Here is an 18,061-nt window from a genome sequence, read left to right on the forward strand (position 1 = left end):
AAAGCCCTAGCTCTGACTGCGGGGACGTGCAAGCGCCTGTGCGATGCGCCCGACGCCCTCGGCGATGCGCTCCGAGGGGATCGAACTGTAGCCCAGGCGGTAGAAATTCCGCGGCGCATCGGGCCGCAGGAAGAAGGGCGCGCCGGGCTCGATCAGCACGCCGTCGCGCTGCAAATCGCTGGAAAGCTCGGCGGTATCGATCCCCTCGGGGGCCCGCATCCAGAAGGACGAGCCCCCATGGGCGGCAACGCCTGCGACCTCGAGCCCGGTGTCCCTGATTGCAGCTTCCATCACCTGCCGCCGCTCCCCCAGCGCGCGGCCGATTCGCCGCACGAGGCTGTCATAATGACCGAGGCTCAGAAAATGGGCAGCGGTGCGCTGGATGTGCCCCGGCGGGTGGCGCAGCACCGAGGCGCGCAGAGCGCGGGCCTCGCGGATGAAGGGCGCGGCCCCGACGAGGTAGCCGAGCCGCAGCCCGGGAAACAGGGACTTGGAGAAGCTGCCGACATAGACCACCCGCCCGTCGCCATCGAGGCTCTTCAGCGCCGGGGTTGGGGGCTGCAGGTAGGCCATCTCGAACTCGTAGTCGTCCTCGACGATCACCGCCTCGAGCGCCCGCGCCCGCTCGAGCAGCGCGCGCCGCCGCGCCAGCGGCAGGGTGGCGCCACTAGGGCACTGGTGGCTGGGCGTGGTGAAGATTACGTCTGTGCCGTCCGGGACCGCCTCGGGCGGCAGCCCCTGCGCGTCGACCGCGACGGCCGAGAGCGCGCAGCCGGTCTGGCCGAGCAGCACGCGCAGCGCCGGGTAGCAGGGATCCTCCACCGCGGCCCGCCTGCCCGGAGACAGGAGGATCTGACTCGCAAGCCAGAGCGCGTTCTGCGCGCCGAGGGTGATGAGCACTTCCTCGGGCCGGGCCTGGATGCCGCGCCGGGGCAGGGTCTGACGGATTAGGAATTCGACCAGCTGCGGGTCGTCCCGGTCGTAATAGTCCTGAGTCAGCGCGCCGAAGTCCCGCGCCCCCAGCGCCTGCACCGCGCAGAGCCGCCAGTTGGCATGGTCGAAGAGTTTCGGATCGGCCTGCCCGTAGATGAAGGGATAGCGATAGCTGGCCCAGTCGGCGGGCCGCTCGGGGACCGCGCCCGCCGCGAAGCGCCGCCCCATGGCGCGTTGCCAGTCGACCCGCTCGGCGCGCGGCGTCTCGGGGAAATCCGGCGGCTCCGGCGCGCCCTCGGAGATGTAGTAGCCCGAGCGATCGCGGGAGCTGAGGTAGTCGGAGGCCTGCAGCTCGGTATAGGCCAGCGAGACGGTGATCCGGCTGACCCCGAGATGCGCCGCCAGCCGCCGCGTCGAGGGCATCTTCTCGCCGCGCCGGAACCGGCCGGAGAGCACGCCCTCGGCCACCATCTGCTGGATCCGCGCCTGCAGCGTGCCCTGATCGCCGGGGCGCAGGAAGAAGGTCTCGACCGGGATTGCCATCGGGGCACTCTATAGCGCGCGTCGGAGAGGGGAAGGGAGAAGGAAGAAAGGGGGGCGCTGCCCCCCTCGGCGCTGCGCGCCTCACCCCCCGGGATATTTCTACCATGTGGAAGCCGGGAGTGTCCGTCGCTTCCACATGTTCCAAATATCCCCGCCGGAGGCAGGCCGTGCGGCGCCGCGCGCGCGGCGCCGGGGCAGGGGCTCAGGAGTAGTCGCGTTCGCCGAAGATCGCCGAACCGACCCGCACATGGGTGGCGCCGAGGGCGATGGCCTCTTCGAAATCCGAACTCATGCCCATCGACAGCCCCTCGAGCCCGTTGCGCGCGGCGATCTTGCCGAGCAGTGCGAAGTGCAGGCTCGGGGTCTCGTCCACCGGCGGGATGCACATCAGCCCCTTGAGCGGCAGGTCGAGATCGCGCACCTCCTTGATGAAGGCGTCGGCCTCGGCGGGCAGGATGCCGGCCTTCTGCTCTTCCTCGCCGGTGTTGACTTGCACGAAGAGATCGGGGCACTGGCCCAGCTCCTGCGCCAGCCGCGCCAGCGTGGTCGCGAGCTTGGGCCGGTCGACCGAGTGGATCGCCGAGAAGAGCTGCATCGCCTGCCGCGCCTTGTTGCTCTGCAGCGGGCCGATGAGGTGGACCTCGGCGTCGGGAAAACGCTCCTGGAAGGCGGGCCACTTGCCGGCGGCCTCCTGCACCTTGTTCTCGCCGAAGAGTCGGTGCCCTGCTTCGAGCACGGCTTCGACCCGCGCGTTAGGCTGCACCTTGCTGACTGCGATCAGCTGTGCCGAGCCGGGGGCGCGGCCGGCAAGTTTCTCGGCCTTGGCGATGCGCGCCTTGATGTCGATCAGTCCCATGATTCCTCTCCCCAGGCCTCGATAAACGGCGCCAGTTCGGTTTCGTATTTCTTCCATGCCTGTGCCGAGCCGCGGTAGATCGGCTGCCGCGCCTGGCTGACGCTGAGCGTCTTCACCGCGCCCTGCGCCTCATGCGAGTTGAGGCAGGCGGGGTCCCAGTCGAGCCCCGCCGCGGCGACAAGCGCGCGAGACTGGGGTTCGGGATCGTCCACCAGCGCCTCGTAGCGGATCTCGTGGATGCGGCCGGGCAGCGCCGTCTTCCAATGCGCGACGTTGCCGCGGAAGCGCTTGATCGAGGTGGCGATCTCGGCAAGGTCGCAGGCGTAGCGATGGGTGCCAAGCGCGAAATGGTTCTTGTAGATCGACAGGGCGATGTCGCGCGGATCGCGATGCACCACGATGATCTTTGCGCCGGGCAGGGCGTGATCCAGCAGGCCGAAGATCAGGTGGCAGAGGATTGACTTGTCCGTGAAGGCGCCGCTGGTCCGGCCGGTGTCGCGCGCCGCGAGACGCATGTAGTGATCGGCGAAGGCCTGCACCCGGGCCGGCGGTTCGGCGGCGATCGGGCGCATCAGCTCGCCGGCACCGAAGTAGCCGTAGGAGAGCTTCAGCGCGTGGCCGAGTTCGCCGCCCGCGCTCACCTCGGGGTGTGCGCCGAGGATGCGCTCGACCAGCGTCGTGCCGGAACGCGGCATGCCGGTGACGAAGATCGGACGCAGCGCGGGGGCACTGGCCGAAGCCGGTGCGAGCCCCGCCTGCGCCTTGCGCACGGTGGCGAACTCGCGGGCCTGGGCGGCGTTATCGAAGGGCGCAGCCTTGCGCTGCAGGGCGTTGGCACGGGTGAGATAGGCGAAGACCTTGCCGGTCTGGCCGGTCTCTTCCATCGCCTTGGACAGGGCAAAGCCGAGGTGCATGCGCTGGCGGTCGGGCAGGTCGCGTTTCCCCCAGAGCTTTTCCATGGCGCGCAGCAACGGATCGCCCGCGGTCAGCTTCTTGGTGGCGAGGAAGATGCGGTAGAGCTCGGTCTCGTTCGGGTGCCGCTTGATCAGCGCGCGGAACAGCGTCTCGGCCTCGTCGAACCGCCCCAGGAGCTGCAGGTAGTGCGCCTTGTCGGCGCGGGGCTTGATGTCCCTGGGGTCGGCCGCGATCTGCCGGTCGAGCGCGGCCAGTGCGGCGTCGGAGCGGCCGAGCGCGCGGTAGCGCTGGATGGCGGTGGCCAGCAGCTTGGGGTCGGTCGGTGCAAGCTCGAGAGCGTGGTCGAGATGACGCAGGCAGGCGTCGCGGTCGCCCTGTTCGTAGCAGATCTGCGACAGCTGCAGCGCGAGATCGGCGCGCGCGGGTTCGGTCGCCAGAACCTGCTCGAGCGCGGCGCGGGCCGTGCCGAGGCGACCCTGTGCGAGGGCGGGGCGGACCGATTTCAGGAGCGCCGCCTTACGCGCGGCTGAAAGGGGGAGCATGGGGGGGCCTGTGCTTGGGGCGGATGCCGCCGTTTTGCCCGGTGAGCGGGCAAAAGAAAAGAGCGGGCCGAAGCCCGCTCTTCCCTGATCGTTCCAATCTCGGGTGAGATTAGAAGTTCATGCGCAGGCCGAGCGACCAGGTGTTGTCGTCTTCGCTAACCGACTCGTCGTCTGCGTTGGTGAAGTCCACATCCGACCAGCCGTAGCCGAAGCGGGCTTCGAGACCGCCACCGAGGTCGTAGGAAGCTGCGACACCCCAGCCGGACAGCTCGTCGTCGCCCAGGTCGTACTGGCCCCAGTTCACGCCGATCGCCAGCGCGTTCATCTCGTAGCCGAAGCCGACACCGTAGTGCTGCAGATCGTCGTCCACACCATCGATGTCCATGTTCGAGTAGGTTGCGCCCAGCGACAGGCCGTTGGCGAAGCCACCGGTCACTGCGACCGAGGTCACCGAAGCTGCGTCGGACACGGTCTGGTAGCCGAGGCCGGCGGTCATGTCGATCGCTGCGAGCTCGCCGTTCCAGGACACACCGAGGGCCCAGATGGTGTCGCCGATGTCTTCGACTTCGTTGCCGTCATCGATTTGTTCTGCCGATGCCGAGATGGTGAAATCGCTGATCGCGTAGTCGACGCGAGCGATCTGGCCGTCGCCGAAGCCGTCGAGGCTGAGGCCCACGGTGCCTTCGATGTCGTCGAGGTCGCTGATGCCGTCCGAGTGGTTGAAGCCGAGGTGCGACGTTTCATCGTCGGCCAGCGAACCGCCGGCGAGCGCCAGTTCCGGGACGCGAGCGTCGAGAGCACCGTCGGTGTCACCCATGGTCAGGGTCAGGCCGCCGTAGGACACGAAGATGGCTTCGCCGCCCTGGGTCGCCGGGCCGAAGGCACCCGACGGATCACCGTCCGACTCGTCGAGGTCGACGTTGGCACCGAAGACGAGGCCGTTGTCTGCTTCACCCGACATGGTGAAGGTGACGTCGATGTCGGTGAAGAACTGGGTTTCATTTTCGTAGCCGGCGTAAACACCCATCTCGGCCATACCGGTGAGCGTGACTTCTGCCGCGGCGACGCCTGCGGTTGCAACCAGCGCGGTGGAAGCAAACAGAATCTTTTTCATTGTATCCCTCATGTGTTCTAAGGCACGTACCAATCCGGATAGCCCGGCCTTGATGGGCACTTCTATGCGCTCGGCCCGGACGTTCTGGCAACCCGTCGCTAGGGCAGGCACCCACGAAGCGAACCAGTGATGCCCAATTGCCACAAAAATATCACGGGGGTTTCAAGTCGATGCCGCTGCGTTCCGGCGGCTCCGGGCGCGCGTCCGGACGGCGGGATTGACGGCTTGTGATACGCGGTGCCGCCGAGTATGCAGGAGCAAAGACGCGGACGGGCAGGAGCTTGGGTTTCATGGAATATAAGCGGTTTGCAAAGGGCTTTGTGCTGCTCGCAGGGGCGCTGGTCTTGGCGGCATGCGGGCAGAGCGAAACGCGGCAGCCAGTTCAGACCCGGTCGGCCGATGAGATCGCGGCCGCTGAAATTTACGGCGCCGAGGGCGCGCCCGAGTCGACCATCTGGGACATTTTCAAGGCAAAGCCGGATGCCGGTCGCGTCGGGGCTGTGAACAAGTACATCTGGAACGCTTCGCTGCAGGTGCTGGACTTCCTGCCGGTGGAAAGCGTCGATCCGTTCACCGGGGTTATCACCACCGGATACGGCACGCCCCCGGGCGGCGGTACCGCCTATCGCGCCACGATCCTCGTGTCCGACCCGGCGCTGGACGCGCGCTCGCTGAATGTCGCCCTGATGACTCGCTCGGGCCCTGCCAGTGCGTCGGCGGTGCACGCGGTGGAGGATGCGATCCTGACCCGCGCCCGGCAGCTCCGGGCGGTCGACAGCAAGATCTGATCTGGGCGTCCGAGAGATACAAAGGGCCCGGGCAGTTGCCCGGGCCCTTTGTGTTTCGCGATCTGGGCACGCTGCGATCGGCAGCCCCGCCGTTGTCAGTCCCTTGGCTGACGCGGCTCCAGTGCGGCGAGGCGGTTGACCCAGTCGATGTGCCTCGGAAGGCAGTGGCTGCGCAGATCGTAGTTGGCCCGGACATGCGCGCGCGCGGCGCTGCCCAGCCGGGCCCGTGTCTCGGGCGCGTCGAGCAGGGTGCAGAGCCGGTCGACCAGCGCGGCGCGGTCGAAGAAATCCACCATCCAGCCGGTCTCGTCCTCGGTCAGCGCCTCGCGCACCGGGGCCGTATCGCTGGCGAGGATGGCGCAGCCGGCGCTCATCGCCTCGAGCAGCGACCAGCTCAGCACGAAGGGGTAGGTGAGATAGACGTGCACGCGGCTCACCTGCATCATCGACAGGAATCGCTCGTAGGGCACGCGGCCGAGGAAATGTACCCGCGCCCAGTCCGCGTCCGGAATCTCGCCCCGCACCTCGTCGATGAAGATCTGCTTCCAGCTCTTGCCGTCCGGCGGCTTGGCCCCGTAGCTCACGTCGTCGCCGCCGATCAGGGTGATCTGCGCATCGGGGCGCCGGCGCAGGATCTCGGGCAGGGCGCGCATGAACACGTGGTAGCCGCGGTAGGGCTCGAGGTTGCGATTGATGAAGGTGATCACCTCGTCGTCGCGGGTCAGCACGCGGCCGTTCCCCAGTTCGAGCCGCGCCTCCGGGTTGGGCCGGACAAGCTCGGTGTCGATGCCGTCATGCGCGATCGTCAGCCGGTCCTGCCAATTCCCGGGAAAGGTGCTCGCCTGGAACCGGGTCGGGCTGATGCCCGCGTCCATGACTTCCTCGTGCAGGCGGTTGTTGAGGTTCTTCATTCGCAGGCGCTGCGCGTCGCCGATCGTGGTCTTGGACGAGAATTCCGGGTCGAAGGTGACGAAGTCCGGCGTGGTGCGATGGTAGAGCTCGCAATAAAGGCCGAGACGGGCGCGCGGCCAAACATCCTTGAGGAACAGGCTTTCGCCCCAGCCGTGATGCGCCAGAATCACGTCGGGCTCGTAGCCATTCTTCCTAAGCGCGAGCGCGGCGTTGCAGCAACTCGAGCCGCGCAGGATCTTGGTCTCGAAGTCGGTCAGGTAGGGGTGGATGTCCCTGGTGCTGCTGCCGCGGATCTCATAGGGCAGGACGCGGACACCATTCCAGTGCGTCGGTTCCTTGACCTTCGGGGTGAGCGCGGTGACCTCATGGCCGAGCCGCACGAGTTCGGGCGCGACATGCTTGTATTGGCCGGGGAAATTCTGGTGGATGCAAAGTATTTTCATGATCAACGGTAAAAGCTTTCTGTCCGCCCAGATTGTTCCACGCGTGCCGTCCCCTGCCTATTAGGAAACCGCTTGCGGCCGAAATTTGCCATGCAGAGGTTGCTGAAATGTCGCCAACCGGGTCCGCCCGACGGGCCCCGGTACTGGACGTCCGGCGGGGCCTGCCCTATCACCCGCCTTGACCTATCCGCATCGACCCATCCGCTCCGAGGGACAAGAGATTATGTCGCGCTACGACCCCGCCACGATCGAGCCAAAATGGCAGGCCGCCTGGGAAGACGCCCTGACCTTCAAGGCCACCCGCTCGGCCGACAAGCCGAAGTACTACGTGCTCGAGATGTTCCCCTATCCGTCGGGCCGCATCCACATCGGCCACGTGCGGAACTACACGATGGGCGACGTGATTGCCCGCTACAAGAAGCAGAACGGCTTCAACGTGCTGCACCCGATGGGCTTCGACGCCTTCGGCATGCCGGCCGAGAACGCCGCCATGGCCTCGGGCGGTCACCCCAAGGACTGGACCTATTCCAACATCGACACGATGGTGGAGCAGATGAAGCCGCTGGGCTTCGGGCTCGACTGGTCGCGCATGTTCGCCACCTGCGATCCGGAATACTACGGCCAGCAGCAGGCGCTGTTCCTCGATATGCTGGAAGAGGGCCTCGTCTACCGCAAGAACGCCGTGGTGAACTGGGATCCGGTCGACATGACCGTGCTCGCCAACGAGCAGGTGGAGAACGGCCGCGGCTGGCGCTCGGGCGCGCTGGTCGAGCGCAAGGAGCTCACCCAGTGGTTCTTCAAGATCTCGGACTTCTCGGGCGAGCTGCTCGACGCGCTCGACACGCTCGATGACTGGCCCGCCAAGGTAAAGCTGATGCAGGCGAACTGGATCGGCCGCTCGCGCGGGCTGCAGTTCTCCTTCGACATGCTCAATGGCCCCGAGGGCTTCAACAAGATCGAGTGCTACACCACCCGTCCCGACACGCTGCACGGCGCGTCCTTCGTCGGCATTTCACCCGACCACCCGCTCGCCAAGGAGCTGGAGCAGGGCAACCCCGAGCTCGCCGCCTTCGTCGCCGAGTGCCGCCGCATGGGCACCTCGGAAGAGGAGTTGGAAAAGGCCGAGAAGCGCGGCTTCGACACCGGCCTCAAGGTGCGTCACCCGTTCGACCCGAGCTGGGAGCTGCCGGTCTATATCGCCAACTTCATCCTCATGGACTACGGAACCGGCGCGATCTTCGGCTGCCCGGGCCACGACCAGCGCGACCACGACTTCTGCAGCAAGTACGGCCTGCCGATCGTCGAGACCTTCGTCCCGCTCGAGGGCGAGATCGACATCCAGGCCGAGCCTTTCGTCCCCGCCAAGACCGAGAAGGTGCGCTACACGCGTCTCGTCGCCGGGGCCGAAGTGCAGACCGGCGAGGAGGGCGTCAACGCCGCCGTCGACTTCTGCGAGAAGAACGGCATCGGCGAGGGCGTGACCAAGTACCGCCTCCGCGACTGGGGCCTGTCGCGTCAGCGCTACTGGGGCTGCCCGATTCCCGTGGTCCATTGCGAGGCCTGCGGCGTGGTGCCCGAGAAGAAGGAAAACCTGCCGATCAGCCTGCCCTACGACGAGGACGGCAAGGCAATCGACTTCTCGGTGCCCGGCAACCCGCTCGACCGTCACCCCTCGTGGCGTGCCTGTTCCTGCCCGTCCTGCGGTGCGCCGGCTCGGCGTGAGACCGACACGATGGACACTTTCGTCGATTCGAGCTGGTACTTCGCCCGCTTCACCTCGCCGCGCGCCGACACGCCGATCGACATGGCCGAGGCCGAGTACTGGATGAACGTCGACCAGTACATCGGCGGCATCGAGCACGCGATCCTGCACCTGCTCTACTCGCGTTTCTTCGCCCGGGCGATGCAGCTCACCGGCCACCTGCCCGAAAAGAGCAAGGAGCCGTTCAACGCGCTCTTCACGCAGGGCATGGTGACCCACGCGATCTACCAGACTCGCAATGCCGACGGTCGCCCGGTCTACCACTATCCCGAAGCAGTCGAGCTGAAGGACGGTAAGGGCTATCTCGAGGATGGCACCGAGGTCGAGATCATCCCCTCGGCCAAGATGTCGAAGTCGAAGAACAACGTGGTCGACCCGGTGGCGATCATCGGCCAGTACGGCGCCGACACCGCGCGTTGGTTCGTGCTGTCGGACAGCCCGCCGGAGCGGGACGTGGAATGGACGGCCTCGGGCGCCGAGGCAGCGTCCAAGCACCTCGCGCGGGTCTACCGCATCGCCGCAGAAATCGCCGAGTCGGACGCGCCTGAAAGCGCCGACGACAAGGCCCTGCTGCGCGAGATGCACAAGGCGATCCACGACGTGACCATGGGCGTCGAGAGCTTCGGCTTCAACGCGGCCATCGCCAAGCTCTACGCCTTCACCGGCGTGCTCGGCAAATCGCAGGCGGGCGCCGTGGCCAAGAAGGAGGCGGCCAGGGTCCTCGCGCAGCTCATGTCGCCGATGACCCCGCACCTGTCGGAGGAGATCTGGCAGCTGCTGGGCGGCGAGGGCCTCATCGCAAACGCCGTGTGGCCCAAGGCCGACGAGGCGATGCTGGTCGAGGACAGCGTCACCCTGCCGATCCAGGTGAACGGCAAGCGCCGCGGAGAACTCACCGTTCCCAAGGACATGGCCAAGGAAGAGATTGAAAAACTCGTCCTTGCGCACGAAGCTGTAGTGCGGACTCTCGAAGGGGCCGCCCCGAAGAAGCTCATCGTTGTGCCTGGCCGGATCGTCAATGTGGTCGCTTGATCGAAGAACCCTGCTTGCAGCCTGCGGCGCCCTGGCGCTCGCGGGCTGTGGCTTCACCCCGGCCTACGGGCCGCAGGGGGGCGGGCAGAAGCTGCTCGGCCAGATCGCCTTTGCCGATCCCGACACGCCCGACGCCTATCTCTACACCCGGCGTATCGAGGAACGCCTCGGCCGCGCCGCGCCCGGAGCGCCCTACCGGCTCGACACCACGCTGAGTACTGCGATCTCGGGTCATGGCTCGCTTGCCGATGGTAACACCACCCGCATCCGGGTGATCGGGACGGCCACCTTCACGCTGCGCGACACGGCAACAGGCAATGCGCTGACGTCCGGCGGCACCTCTTCCTTCACCGGCTACTCCACCACCGGGTCCACCGTCTCCACGCAGGCCGCCGAGCGCGACGCCGAGGAGCGGCTGATGATCATGCTGGCCGACCGTGTGATCGACCGCCTGCTGCTGGTCGCGGCGGATCTGCCGGAGTGACGCGGGTCTCATGAAACTCGGCGGGCGCGACGCACAGGCCTTCTTCCGCAAGCCCGATCCCTCGCGTTCGGGCGTGCTGCTCTACGGCGAGGACGCCATGCGCGTGGCGCACCGGCGGCAGGAGATCATCACCGCCCTCGTCGGGCCCGAGGCCGAAGCGGAAATGCGCCTGACCCGCATGGGCGGCGCCGATCTGCGCAAGGACCCGGCAATGCTGCTCGACGCGGTGAAGGCGCAGGGCTTCTTTCCCGGCCCGCGCGTGGTCTTCGTCGAGGAGGCCAGCGACGGTCTCGCCAAGACCATGGGCGCGGCGCTGACAGACTGGCGCCCCGGCGATGCGCAGATCATCGTCACCGCCGGTCAGCTCACCGCCAAATCCGCCCTGCGCAAGCTCTTCGAGGCCGCCCCCGAGGCGCTGGCCATTGGCATCTACTCCGACCCACCGGGGCGCGAGGAGATCGAGGCGGCACTGAACAAGGCCGGGCTCACGCAGGTTGATCGCGCCGCCTTCGACGCCCTGGACCACCTCGCACGAGCGCTCGAGCCTGGGGACTTCCGGCAGGTCCTAGAGAAGCTCGCGCTCTACAAACTCGACGATTCCGCGCCGCTCACCCCCGAGGAGGTTACCGCCTGCGCGCCTGCCTCGATCGAGGCCGAACTCGACGACATCCTCAACGTGGTGGCAGAGGGCCGCTCGCCCGAGATCGGCCCGCTGATGCAGCGGCTCGAAGGGCAGGGGGTGGCGCCGGTGACGCTGCTGATCATGGCCCTGCGCCACTTCCGCGTGCTCTACGCGCTGGCTTCGGCGCAGGGCGGCCCGCAGGCCGGGGTGCAGCGGCTGCGCCCGCCGCTCTTCGGCCCGCGCCGCGACCGCATGCTGCGCCAGGCCTCGGGCTGGAATGCCGACCGGCTGGAGGATGCGCTGGGGATGCTGATGGAGACCGACCTCTCGATCCGCTCCGCCGGCGCCCGCGCGCCTGCCATGGCGCTGGTGGAGCGCAACTTCGTCCGTCTCGCCTGGCTCGCCTCGCGGCGCTAGCCTCTCAGCTGTCCTTCTGCTCGCGCTCTGCGAGCCGGTCGATCTTGCCCATCCGCCAGAGCTTGATTTCGCGCGCCAGCCGCAGCGACGGCTTCACCATGAAGAGCACCGAGCCGATGGTGAACAGCCAGATGGCGGGGGTCTCATACTGCTTCCAGAAAAACAGCACGGAGCCGAGGGTGAAACAGAGCGCGGCGCCAAAATCCACCGCCGTATGGGCGATCTCGAAAAGCGCGTAGACGCGCCGCGTGTCCGCGTTGCGCTCACGGTTGCGGTGATCGAAGAGCTTCATGCGGCAGAAGATGGCGCGCGGCCCGAAAAGGAAAAGGCCCGGCGCTGATGCACCGGGCCCCGAAATCATCTCGCAACGCGCCTCAGCGCGACAGGCCACCATGCAGCGTCGGCATGTCGAGCGAGGCAAAGCCGTAATGGCGCAGCCAGCGCAGGTCCGAATCGAAGAAGGCGCGCAGGTCGGGAATGCCGTATTTCAGCATGGCGATCCGGTCGATGCCCATGCCGAAGGCAAAGCCCTGCCATTCGTTCGGATCGATCCCGCCGGCCTGCAGCACCTTGGGGTGCACCATGCCCGAACCGAGGACTTCCAGCCAGTCGTCGCCCTCGCCCACGGTGACCGAGCCGTCCTTCCACTGGCACTGGATGTCCACCTCGGCCGAGGGCTCGGTGAACGGGAAGTGCGAGGCGCGGAAGCGGGTCTTCACCGAACGGCCGAAGTAAGCCGAGAAGAACTCCTCCAGCACCCACTTGAGGTTGGCCATCGAGATGTCCTTGTCGATGGCAAGCCCCTCGACCTGGTGGAACATCGGCGTGTGGGTCTGGTCGTAATCGGCGCGGTAGACGCGGCCCGGGCAGATGATCCGCGTGGGCGCGCCTCCGGCTTCCATCGAGCGGATCTGCACCGGGGAGGTGTGGGTGCGCAGCACGTGGGGCGGGCGGTTGTCGCCCTCGTCGCGGTGCATGTAGAAGGTGTCCATCTCGGCGCGGGCCGGGTGGTGGCCGGGGATATTCAGCGCGTCGAAGTTGTACCAGTCGGTCTCGACCTGCGGGCCCTCGGCGACGGCGAAGCCCATGTCGGCGAAGATCGCGGTGCATTCCTCCCAGACCTGGCTGACCGGGTGGATGCTGCCAAGCCGGCGGTTGCGGCCGGGCAGGGTCACGTCGAGCCATTCCGCCTGCAGCCGCTCGTTCAGCGCCGCATCGGCCAGCGCCGCCTTCTTGGCACCCAGCGCGGCGTTGATCTCGTCCTTCAGCGCGTTGAGCTTCGGCCCCATGAGCTGGCGCTCCTCGGGGCTCATCTTGCCCAACTCGCGCATCTGCAGGCTGATCTCGCCCTTCTTGCCGACGGCCTGCACCCGCAGATCCTCAAGCGCGGACTCATCCGCCGCCTTGCCAATCAGGTCGATATACTTGTCGCGCAGGTCGTCCATTCCGGGCCTCTTCCGAGCATCTCTTCGGGATCGTGCAGTACCGGCTGCGGGTCCGGCGCGCAAGGGCGGGGGCCGCCTGCCGCTTCCACTTGTCGAAAATATCCCGGGGGAGCCGCGCCCGCGCGGCGGGGGCGGCGCCCCCTGCGGCTCAGCCGCAAACGAAAACGCCGCCCCCGGGGGAGCGGCGTTTCCTGAAGTCTGCGTCTGGCGCCAGATCAGGCAGCCAGCGCGCCTTTCGCCTGGTCGACGATGGCGTTGAAGGCTTCCGGCTCGTGCACGGCGAGGTCCGCCAGCACCTTACGGTCAACTTCGATGCCAGCCAGGTTCAGGCCGTTGATGAACTTCGAGTAGGTCAGAGCCTCGTCATGTGCGCGCACTGCCGCGTTGATCCGCTGGATCCACAGGGCGCGGAAGTTGCGCTTGCGGTTCTTGCGGTCGCGGGTCGCGTACTGGTTGGCCTTGTCGACGGCCTGGGCTGCAACCTTGAAGGTGTTCTTGCGACGGCCGTAGTAACCTTTGGCTGCCTTGATGACCTTCTTGTGACGGGCGTGGGTGACGACACCACCTTTGACTCGTGCCATTGTTCAGCTCTCCTATATCAGCGGTCGTAGGGCATGTAGCCCTTGACGATTTTCGCGTCGGGAGCCGACAGCGTGGTCGTGCCGCGCGCGTCGCGGATGAATTTCGTGGTGCGCTTGATCATGCCGTGGCGCTTGCCGGCCTGACCAGCGACGATCTTGCCGGTCGCGGTGACCTTGAAGCGCTTCTTGGCGCTCGACTTTGTCTTCATCTTGGGCATTTTCGTCTCCTTAACGAAGTGCGTTCAGCGCGACTCGGCATGCCGCAGAAGCCGGCCGCGCGGTTAGAGGCGCCTCCATAGGCGGCGAAAGGCACCAATGCAAGCGTGAATCGCGCAGAGAGGAGGAGGCCCCCAAGCGGTGTGGTCTGCTCGTTTATGCGCCAACTCAGCCGCCAGGATGGTCAGCCGGGAATTTCAGCCTGAAGGGGCGGGCAGCCCCTTCAGGCGGAGCTTTCAGTCGGCGCCGTCTGCTTGCGCTCTCGAGCAGGGCGGTCAGGCCGCGGCCTGACCGGCAGCGCCGGCCCCGGCACGCGACGCCGGCGGCAGGCGGGCCGCCCGGTCGCCGGCACCCACCCGGGTTTCGGTCTGGAATTCGGCTATCTTCGCGTTGATCGCGTCGACGCGGGACTGAAGGGCGCGGACGTGGTCGGCGGCGCGGTTCACCGCGGCGGAATTGTCCTGGGTGATCGCGTCGAGCTGCTGCTGCACTGCGCCGACCTGGCCGACCGCGTCGCTCTGCTCACCGGTCGCCTGTTCGATCCGGGCAAAGCCGGCGACCATCGCCTTCATCTCCGAGACAAGCTCCTCGAGGCTTATGTCCATGCGTTCCGAGCGTCCGGAAATGGTCTGCACCCGCGCGACAATGTCCTGGATCGCTGCGGCAACCGCGCCCGCGGCATCGGTGGTCTGCTCGGCCAGGGCGCGGACCTCGGTGGCCACCACGCCGAAGCCGCGCCCGTAGGTCCCGGCGCGGGCCGCCTCCACCGAGGCGTTGAGCGCCAGCAGCTTTGTTTGCAGGGCAATCTTGTCGATCACGTTGATGAAGTTGCGCACGTTGCCGGTGCTTTCCTCGACATCGGCGATGGCATCCCGGGTGCGGCGCACCTCGTCCTGGGCAGCGCGGGCGCGTTCGTCGGCCTGTTCGGCGGACCGCGCGGAGGCGCGGGCGTTGCGCGCCGTGTCGGCCACGGTTTCGGTCAATTCGCTGAGCGAGGCGGTGTTTTCCTCCAGCGATGCGGCCTGGGTCATCGTCCGCTCCGACAGGCTGTCGAAGGTCAGGCGCAATTCGGCGGCCATGGAAGCCAGCGCGCCGGTGTCGCCGCCGATGCCGTCGAACAGCCGGTTCATCAGCGCCTCGCGCTCCTGCGTGGCGCGGGATTCCTGCGCGGCAAAAAAGTGGTCGAGCGTGACCGCGGCATCGCCCATCGTCGCCAGCTGCACCAGGGCGGTGGCGCTCGACAGCGGAACCGGCAGGGTCGCGGCGCTGGCCAGAACCAGCCCGAGGATCCCGGCCTGGTAGTGGGCGTAGCCGATCATATAGGCCGGGTAGTCGAGCCCCGCCTCGATGAGGTTGCGCGCGATGCGGGCCTGAACCGCCTCGTAGGCGGGCGAGAAGTCGCCGCGGAGGATGAAGTCGAACTTTTGCCGCTCGATCTCCACCGTTTCGGCGGGCACTGCGGTGGGGGAGATGTTCAGGGCGGCAGCATAGACGCCGCGGATCATTGGCTCGAACCCCGGCGCGAGGACCGCGAGCAATGCCGCACCCTGACGCCTTTGCTCGTCCGTCCAGCTTTCGGAAATCGCGGGGTGCATGGGGCCTCCAGATCTGCCCATCGCACTCTATGAGGCGTGGACTAATCCGGAGTTAAGCCGCGCCCGGCCAATGGGCGGGCGCGGCAGAGGTCTTACTCGGGGTCGGTCGAGTAGATCAGCCGCTCGTCGCAGGGGGCGACGCGCAGGATATTGGTGGTGCCCGACATGTTGAAGGGCACGCCGGCGGTCACGATGATGTTGTCCTCGGTTCCGGCATAGCCCTGCGCCCGTGCGGCGCGTGCGGCGTTGACCACCGCCTGCTTGAAGCGCTCAAGTTCGCCGGTCATCACGCAGTTGGTGCCCCAGGTCAGCGACAGCCGCCGCGCCGTGCCGCGCAGCGAGGTCATGGCGATGATCGGCACCCGCGGACGCTCGCGCGCCACCAGCGCGGCGGTGGTGCCCGAGGAGGTGAAGCAGCAGATCGCCTTCACGTTGGCGGTCTCGGCGATCTCCCGCGCTGCCGCGACGATGCCGTCGGCCACGGTGTTGCGCTGGATGTTGCGCGAGTTCTCCATGACCTCGGTGAAGGTCGGATCCTTCTCGACGCTGATGGCGACGTTGTTCATCGTCGTCACCGCCTCGACCGGGTACTGCCCGGCGGCGGATTCGGCCGAGAGCATCACCGCATCGGCTCCTTCGTAGATCGCCGTCGCCACGTCCGAGACCTCGGCGCGGGTGGGCATCGGGCTCTCGATCATCGATTCGAGCATCTGCGTGGCGACGATCACCGGCTTGCCGGCGGCGCGGCACTTGCGGATCAGCCGCTTCTGGATCGGCGGCACCGCCTGCACCGGCAGTTCCACGCCCAGATCGCCGCGCGCCACCATGATGCCGTCCGAGACCGCGAGGATCTCGTCGAAGGCCTTCACCGCCGAGGGCTTCTCGATCTTCGACAGGATCGCGGCGCGGCCGTCACAGAGCTTGCGCGCCTCTTCCACGTCCTCGGGGCGCTGCACGAAGCTCAGCGCCAGCCAGTCGACGCCGAGCGCGGCGGCGAATTCCAGGTCGGCCCTGTCCTTCTCCGAGAGTGCCGCCAGCGGCAGCACCACGTCGGGCACGTTGACGCCCTTGCGATTCGAGATCGTGCCGCCCGCCTCGACGATGCAATTGGCGAAATCCTCACCGCATTCCTCGACCCGCATGCGGATCTTGCCGTCGTTCACCAGCAGGTGCGCGCCGACGCCGAGCGCCTGGAAAATCTCGGGGTGGGGGAGGCAGACGCGCTTGTCGGTCCCCGGCGTGTCATCGAGATCGAAGCGGAAGGGCTCGCCCCACTCCAGTTCCTCCGAACCGTTGGCGAACTCGCCCACACGCAGCTTCGGCCCCTGAAGGTCGGCGAGAATGGCGATCGGGCTGTCGAGGTCTTTCTCCACCTGCCGGATGGCGCGGTGCAGCTTGGTGATATCCTCGTGGCTGCCGTGGCTCATGTTCAGGCGGAACACGTCCGCCCCCGCCTCGTGCAGCGTGCGGATCATCTCGTAGGTGTTGCTCGCCGGGCCAAGCGTGGCCACGATCTTCACTTTGCGCAAACGTCTCATCTGGAACTCCTCGACCTCCTGCCGCGGCCGCGTCGGACCGCCTTGCTGTGGAGCAGCGTATTCTCACGGAGCGTAGTGGTTCAAAGTTAAACCATCTACCACCCGTATCGGTTAGGTTATCGCTAACAGCTGCGCCTTTTATTGTCGAATTCCCTTCCCGACGCAACTGATCTAGACATGGCACGCCAGAGATGACGGCAAAGTGCAAAGCGATCATGACCCATACCTCCTATCACATCGAAGGCGCCGATCGGAAAGGCAGGTTCGTCGTCACCTGCGATCACGCGACCAATAGCGTGCCGGACGCGCTCGGGGGAACCCTCGGCCTGCCGGAGGCCGACATGGCCCGCCACATTGCCTATGATATAGGCGCGCTCGGCACCGCTCGCGCGCTGGCCGAGGCCCTCGACAGCCCGCTGGTCTGGTCGGATTTCTCGCGCCTCGTGATCGATCCCAACCGCGGCGAGGACGACCCGACGCTGCTGATGCGGCTCTACGACGGCTCGGTGATCCCCGGAAACCGCCATGCCGGGCCCGAGGAGCGCGCCCGCCGGATCGAGGCCTATTGGCGCCCGTATCACGACGCCGTGGCCGGGCTGTTCGAAACCCGCCCCGATGCGGCGCTGGTCTCGGTGCATTCCTTCACGCCGCAGCTGCGCGGCCGCCTGCCGCGGCCCTGGCACCTCGGCATCCTGCACGCCTGGGATGCCCGCCTGTCTGACGCGCTGCTTGAATTGCTGGCGCAGCAGCCCGATCTGGTGGTGGGACGCAACCAACCCTACCCGGGCCACCTGCCGGGCGACTCGGTGCACCAGCATGCTCTGTTGCACGGCCGCCACAACACGTTGATCGAGCTGCGCAATGACCTGATCGCCGAGCCGCAGGCGCAGGAAGACTGGGGCCGCCGCCTCGCACCGCTGTTGAAGACCGCGCTTGCCCGCGCCCCCGACTGAGAGGAGAGAGACCATGGACGACAAGACCCGCATCGAGCTTGAGGCCGCCGCCTTCCGCCGGCTGCGCCAGCACCTGATGGAAGACCGCCCCGACGTTCAGAACATCGACCTGATGAACCTCGCCGGCTTCTGCCGCAACTGCCTGTCGCGCTGGTACGAGGAAGCCGCGAACGAGCGCGGCATCGAGATGGGCAAGGCCGAGGCTCGCGAGATCTTCTACGGCATGCCCTACGACGATTGGCGTGCGCAGCAGGACGTGGCCACGCCCGAGCAGAAGGCCGCTTTTGAGAAGGCCTTCGCCGAGAACGTCACCAATAAGGGCTAAGCTCTGCCCTTCGTCTAGATGAAAATATCCCACGGGGGCCCGGGG

Annotated in this window: 17 protein-coding genes; 6 read left to right on the plus strand and 11 right to left on the minus strand. The window is 67.1% G+C overall.

What is annotated here, in order from left to right; all coding sequences use genetic code 11:
- Window positions 1–6: 6 nt before the first annotated feature.
- The 4 genes from pdxR to BM397_RS16470 all read right to left on the minus strand — a co-directional run bounded on the left by pdxR (window position 7) and on the right by BM397_RS16470 (window position 4,903).
- Window positions 7–1,476: a MocR-like pyridoxine biosynthesis transcription factor PdxR gene (pdxR, locus tag BM397_RS16455; protein WP_092426058.1), complete on the minus strand. Its 1,470-nt coding sequence runs from the start codon at window positions 1,474–1,476 to the stop codon at window positions 7–9.
- Between the two features lie 202 nt (window positions 1,477–1,678).
- The gene (locus BM397_RS16460) at window positions 1,679–2,332 is read right to left on the minus strand and encodes a YggS family pyridoxal phosphate-dependent enzyme (protein ID WP_092426061.1); all 654 of its coding nucleotides are present in this window, start codon (window positions 2,330–2,332) and stop codon (window positions 1,679–1,681) included.
- Window positions 2,323–3,789, minus strand: a complete 1,467-nt coding sequence (locus BM397_RS16465; RefSeq protein ID WP_092426063.1) for a sulfotransferase family protein — start codon at window positions 3,787–3,789, stop codon at window positions 2,323–2,325. Before BM397_RS16465 ends, BM397_RS16460 begins: the two co-directional genes overlap by 10 nt.
- 109 nt (window positions 3,790–3,898) lie before the next feature.
- Entirely contained in the window at window positions 3,899–4,903 is a 1,005-nt protein-coding gene (locus BM397_RS16470) for a porin (RefSeq protein WP_092426065.1), read from the minus strand.
- Between the two features lie 290 nt (window positions 4,904–5,193).
- Between BM397_RS16470 and BM397_RS16475 the strand changes: the two genes are divergently transcribed.
- Window positions 5,194–5,691 (plus strand): DUF3576 domain-containing protein, encoded by a 498-nt coding sequence (locus tag BM397_RS16475; protein WP_092426068.1) that lies wholly within the window; start codon window positions 5,194–5,196, stop codon window positions 5,689–5,691.
- A 95-nt stretch (window positions 5,692–5,786) separates the two neighbouring features.
- Here the strand turns inward: BM397_RS16475 and BM397_RS16480 are convergent, their stop codons facing one another.
- A complete protein-coding gene (locus BM397_RS16480; RefSeq protein WP_092426070.1) occupies window positions 5,787–7,046 on the minus strand; it encodes a glycosyltransferase family 4 protein in 1,260 nt (419 codons plus the stop codon).
- A 223-nt stretch (window positions 7,047–7,269) separates the two neighbouring features.
- Between BM397_RS16480 and leuS the strand changes: the two genes are divergently transcribed.
- The 3 genes from leuS to holA are packed head-to-tail and all read left to right on the plus strand — an operon-like array spanning window position 7,270 to window position 11,363.
- Window positions 7,270–9,840 carry a leucine--tRNA ligase gene (leuS, locus tag BM397_RS16485; RefSeq protein ID WP_092426073.1) on the plus strand — a complete coding sequence of 857 codons (2,571 nt, stop codon included), beginning with the start codon at window positions 7,270–7,272 and terminating at the stop codon, window positions 9,838–9,840.
- Window positions 9,827–10,324 carry an LPS assembly lipoprotein LptE gene (gene lptE, locus BM397_RS16490; protein WP_092426076.1) on the plus strand — a complete coding sequence of 166 codons (498 nt, stop codon included), beginning with the start codon at window positions 9,827–9,829 and terminating at the stop codon, window positions 10,322–10,324. The genes leuS and lptE overlap by 14 nt, the downstream gene beginning before the upstream one ends.
- Window positions 10,325–10,334: 10 nt before the next feature.
- Window positions 10,335–11,363, plus strand: coding sequence for a DNA polymerase III subunit delta (holA, locus tag BM397_RS16495; protein ID WP_092426078.1), 1,029 nt, complete (start codon window positions 10,335–10,337; stop codon window positions 11,361–11,363).
- 4 nt (window positions 11,364–11,367) lie between these two features.
- On the opposite strand, the gene BM397_RS16500 is transcribed toward holA, so the two are convergent.
- The 6 genes from BM397_RS16500 to pyk form a co-directional block, all read right to left on the minus strand.
- Window positions 11,368–11,655 carry a YrhK family protein gene (locus BM397_RS16500; RefSeq protein WP_092426247.1) on the minus strand — a complete coding sequence of 96 codons (288 nt, stop codon included), beginning with the start codon at window positions 11,653–11,655 and terminating at the stop codon, window positions 11,368–11,370.
- A gap of 82 nt (window positions 11,656–11,737) precedes the next feature.
- Window positions 11,738–12,808: a phenylalanine--tRNA ligase subunit alpha gene (pheS, locus tag BM397_RS16505; RefSeq protein ID WP_092426080.1), complete on the minus strand. Its 1,071-nt coding sequence runs from the start codon at window positions 12,806–12,808 to the stop codon at window positions 11,738–11,740.
- A gap of 215 nt (window positions 12,809–13,023) precedes the next feature.
- Window positions 13,024–13,389, minus strand: coding sequence for a 50S ribosomal protein L20 (gene rplT / locus BM397_RS16510; protein ID WP_066102884.1), 366 nt, complete (start codon window positions 13,387–13,389; stop codon window positions 13,024–13,026).
- Window positions 13,390–13,406: 17 nt separating this feature from the next.
- Window positions 13,407–13,607 (minus strand): 50S ribosomal protein L35, encoded by a 201-nt coding sequence (rpmI, locus tag BM397_RS16515; protein WP_092426082.1) that lies wholly within the window; start codon window positions 13,605–13,607, stop codon window positions 13,407–13,409.
- A gap of 273 nt (window positions 13,608–13,880) precedes the next feature.
- Window positions 13,881–15,200: a methyl-accepting chemotaxis protein gene (locus BM397_RS16520; protein WP_176806705.1), complete on the minus strand. Its 1,320-nt coding sequence runs from the start codon at window positions 15,198–15,200 to the stop codon at window positions 13,881–13,883.
- A gap of 92 nt (window positions 15,201–15,292) precedes the next feature.
- Window positions 15,293–16,738, minus strand: coding sequence for a pyruvate kinase (gene pyk, locus BM397_RS16525; RefSeq protein WP_092426086.1), 1,446 nt, complete (start codon window positions 16,736–16,738; stop codon window positions 15,293–15,295).
- A gap of 215 nt (window positions 16,739–16,953) precedes the next feature.
- Here pyk and BM397_RS16530 point away from each other — a divergent pair, with 215 nt between their 5' ends.
- Together BM397_RS16530 and BM397_RS16535 are read left to right on the plus strand one after the other, a co-directional pair.
- Window positions 16,954–17,691, plus strand: coding sequence for an N-formylglutamate amidohydrolase (locus BM397_RS16530; RefSeq protein WP_092426088.1), 738 nt, complete (start codon window positions 16,954–16,956; stop codon window positions 17,689–17,691).
- Between the two features lie 13 nt (window positions 17,692–17,704).
- Window positions 17,705–18,016 carry a DUF1244 domain-containing protein gene (locus BM397_RS16535; protein WP_092426090.1) on the plus strand — a complete coding sequence of 104 codons (312 nt, stop codon included), beginning with the start codon at window positions 17,705–17,707 and terminating at the stop codon, window positions 18,014–18,016.
- The last annotated feature ends 45 nt before the right edge of the window (window positions 18,017–18,061 follow it).

Source organism: Alloyangia pacifica, assembly GCF_900116195.1.
Classification (GTDB): domain Bacteria; phylum Pseudomonadota; class Alphaproteobacteria; order Rhodobacterales; family Rhodobacteraceae; genus Salipiger; species Salipiger pacificus.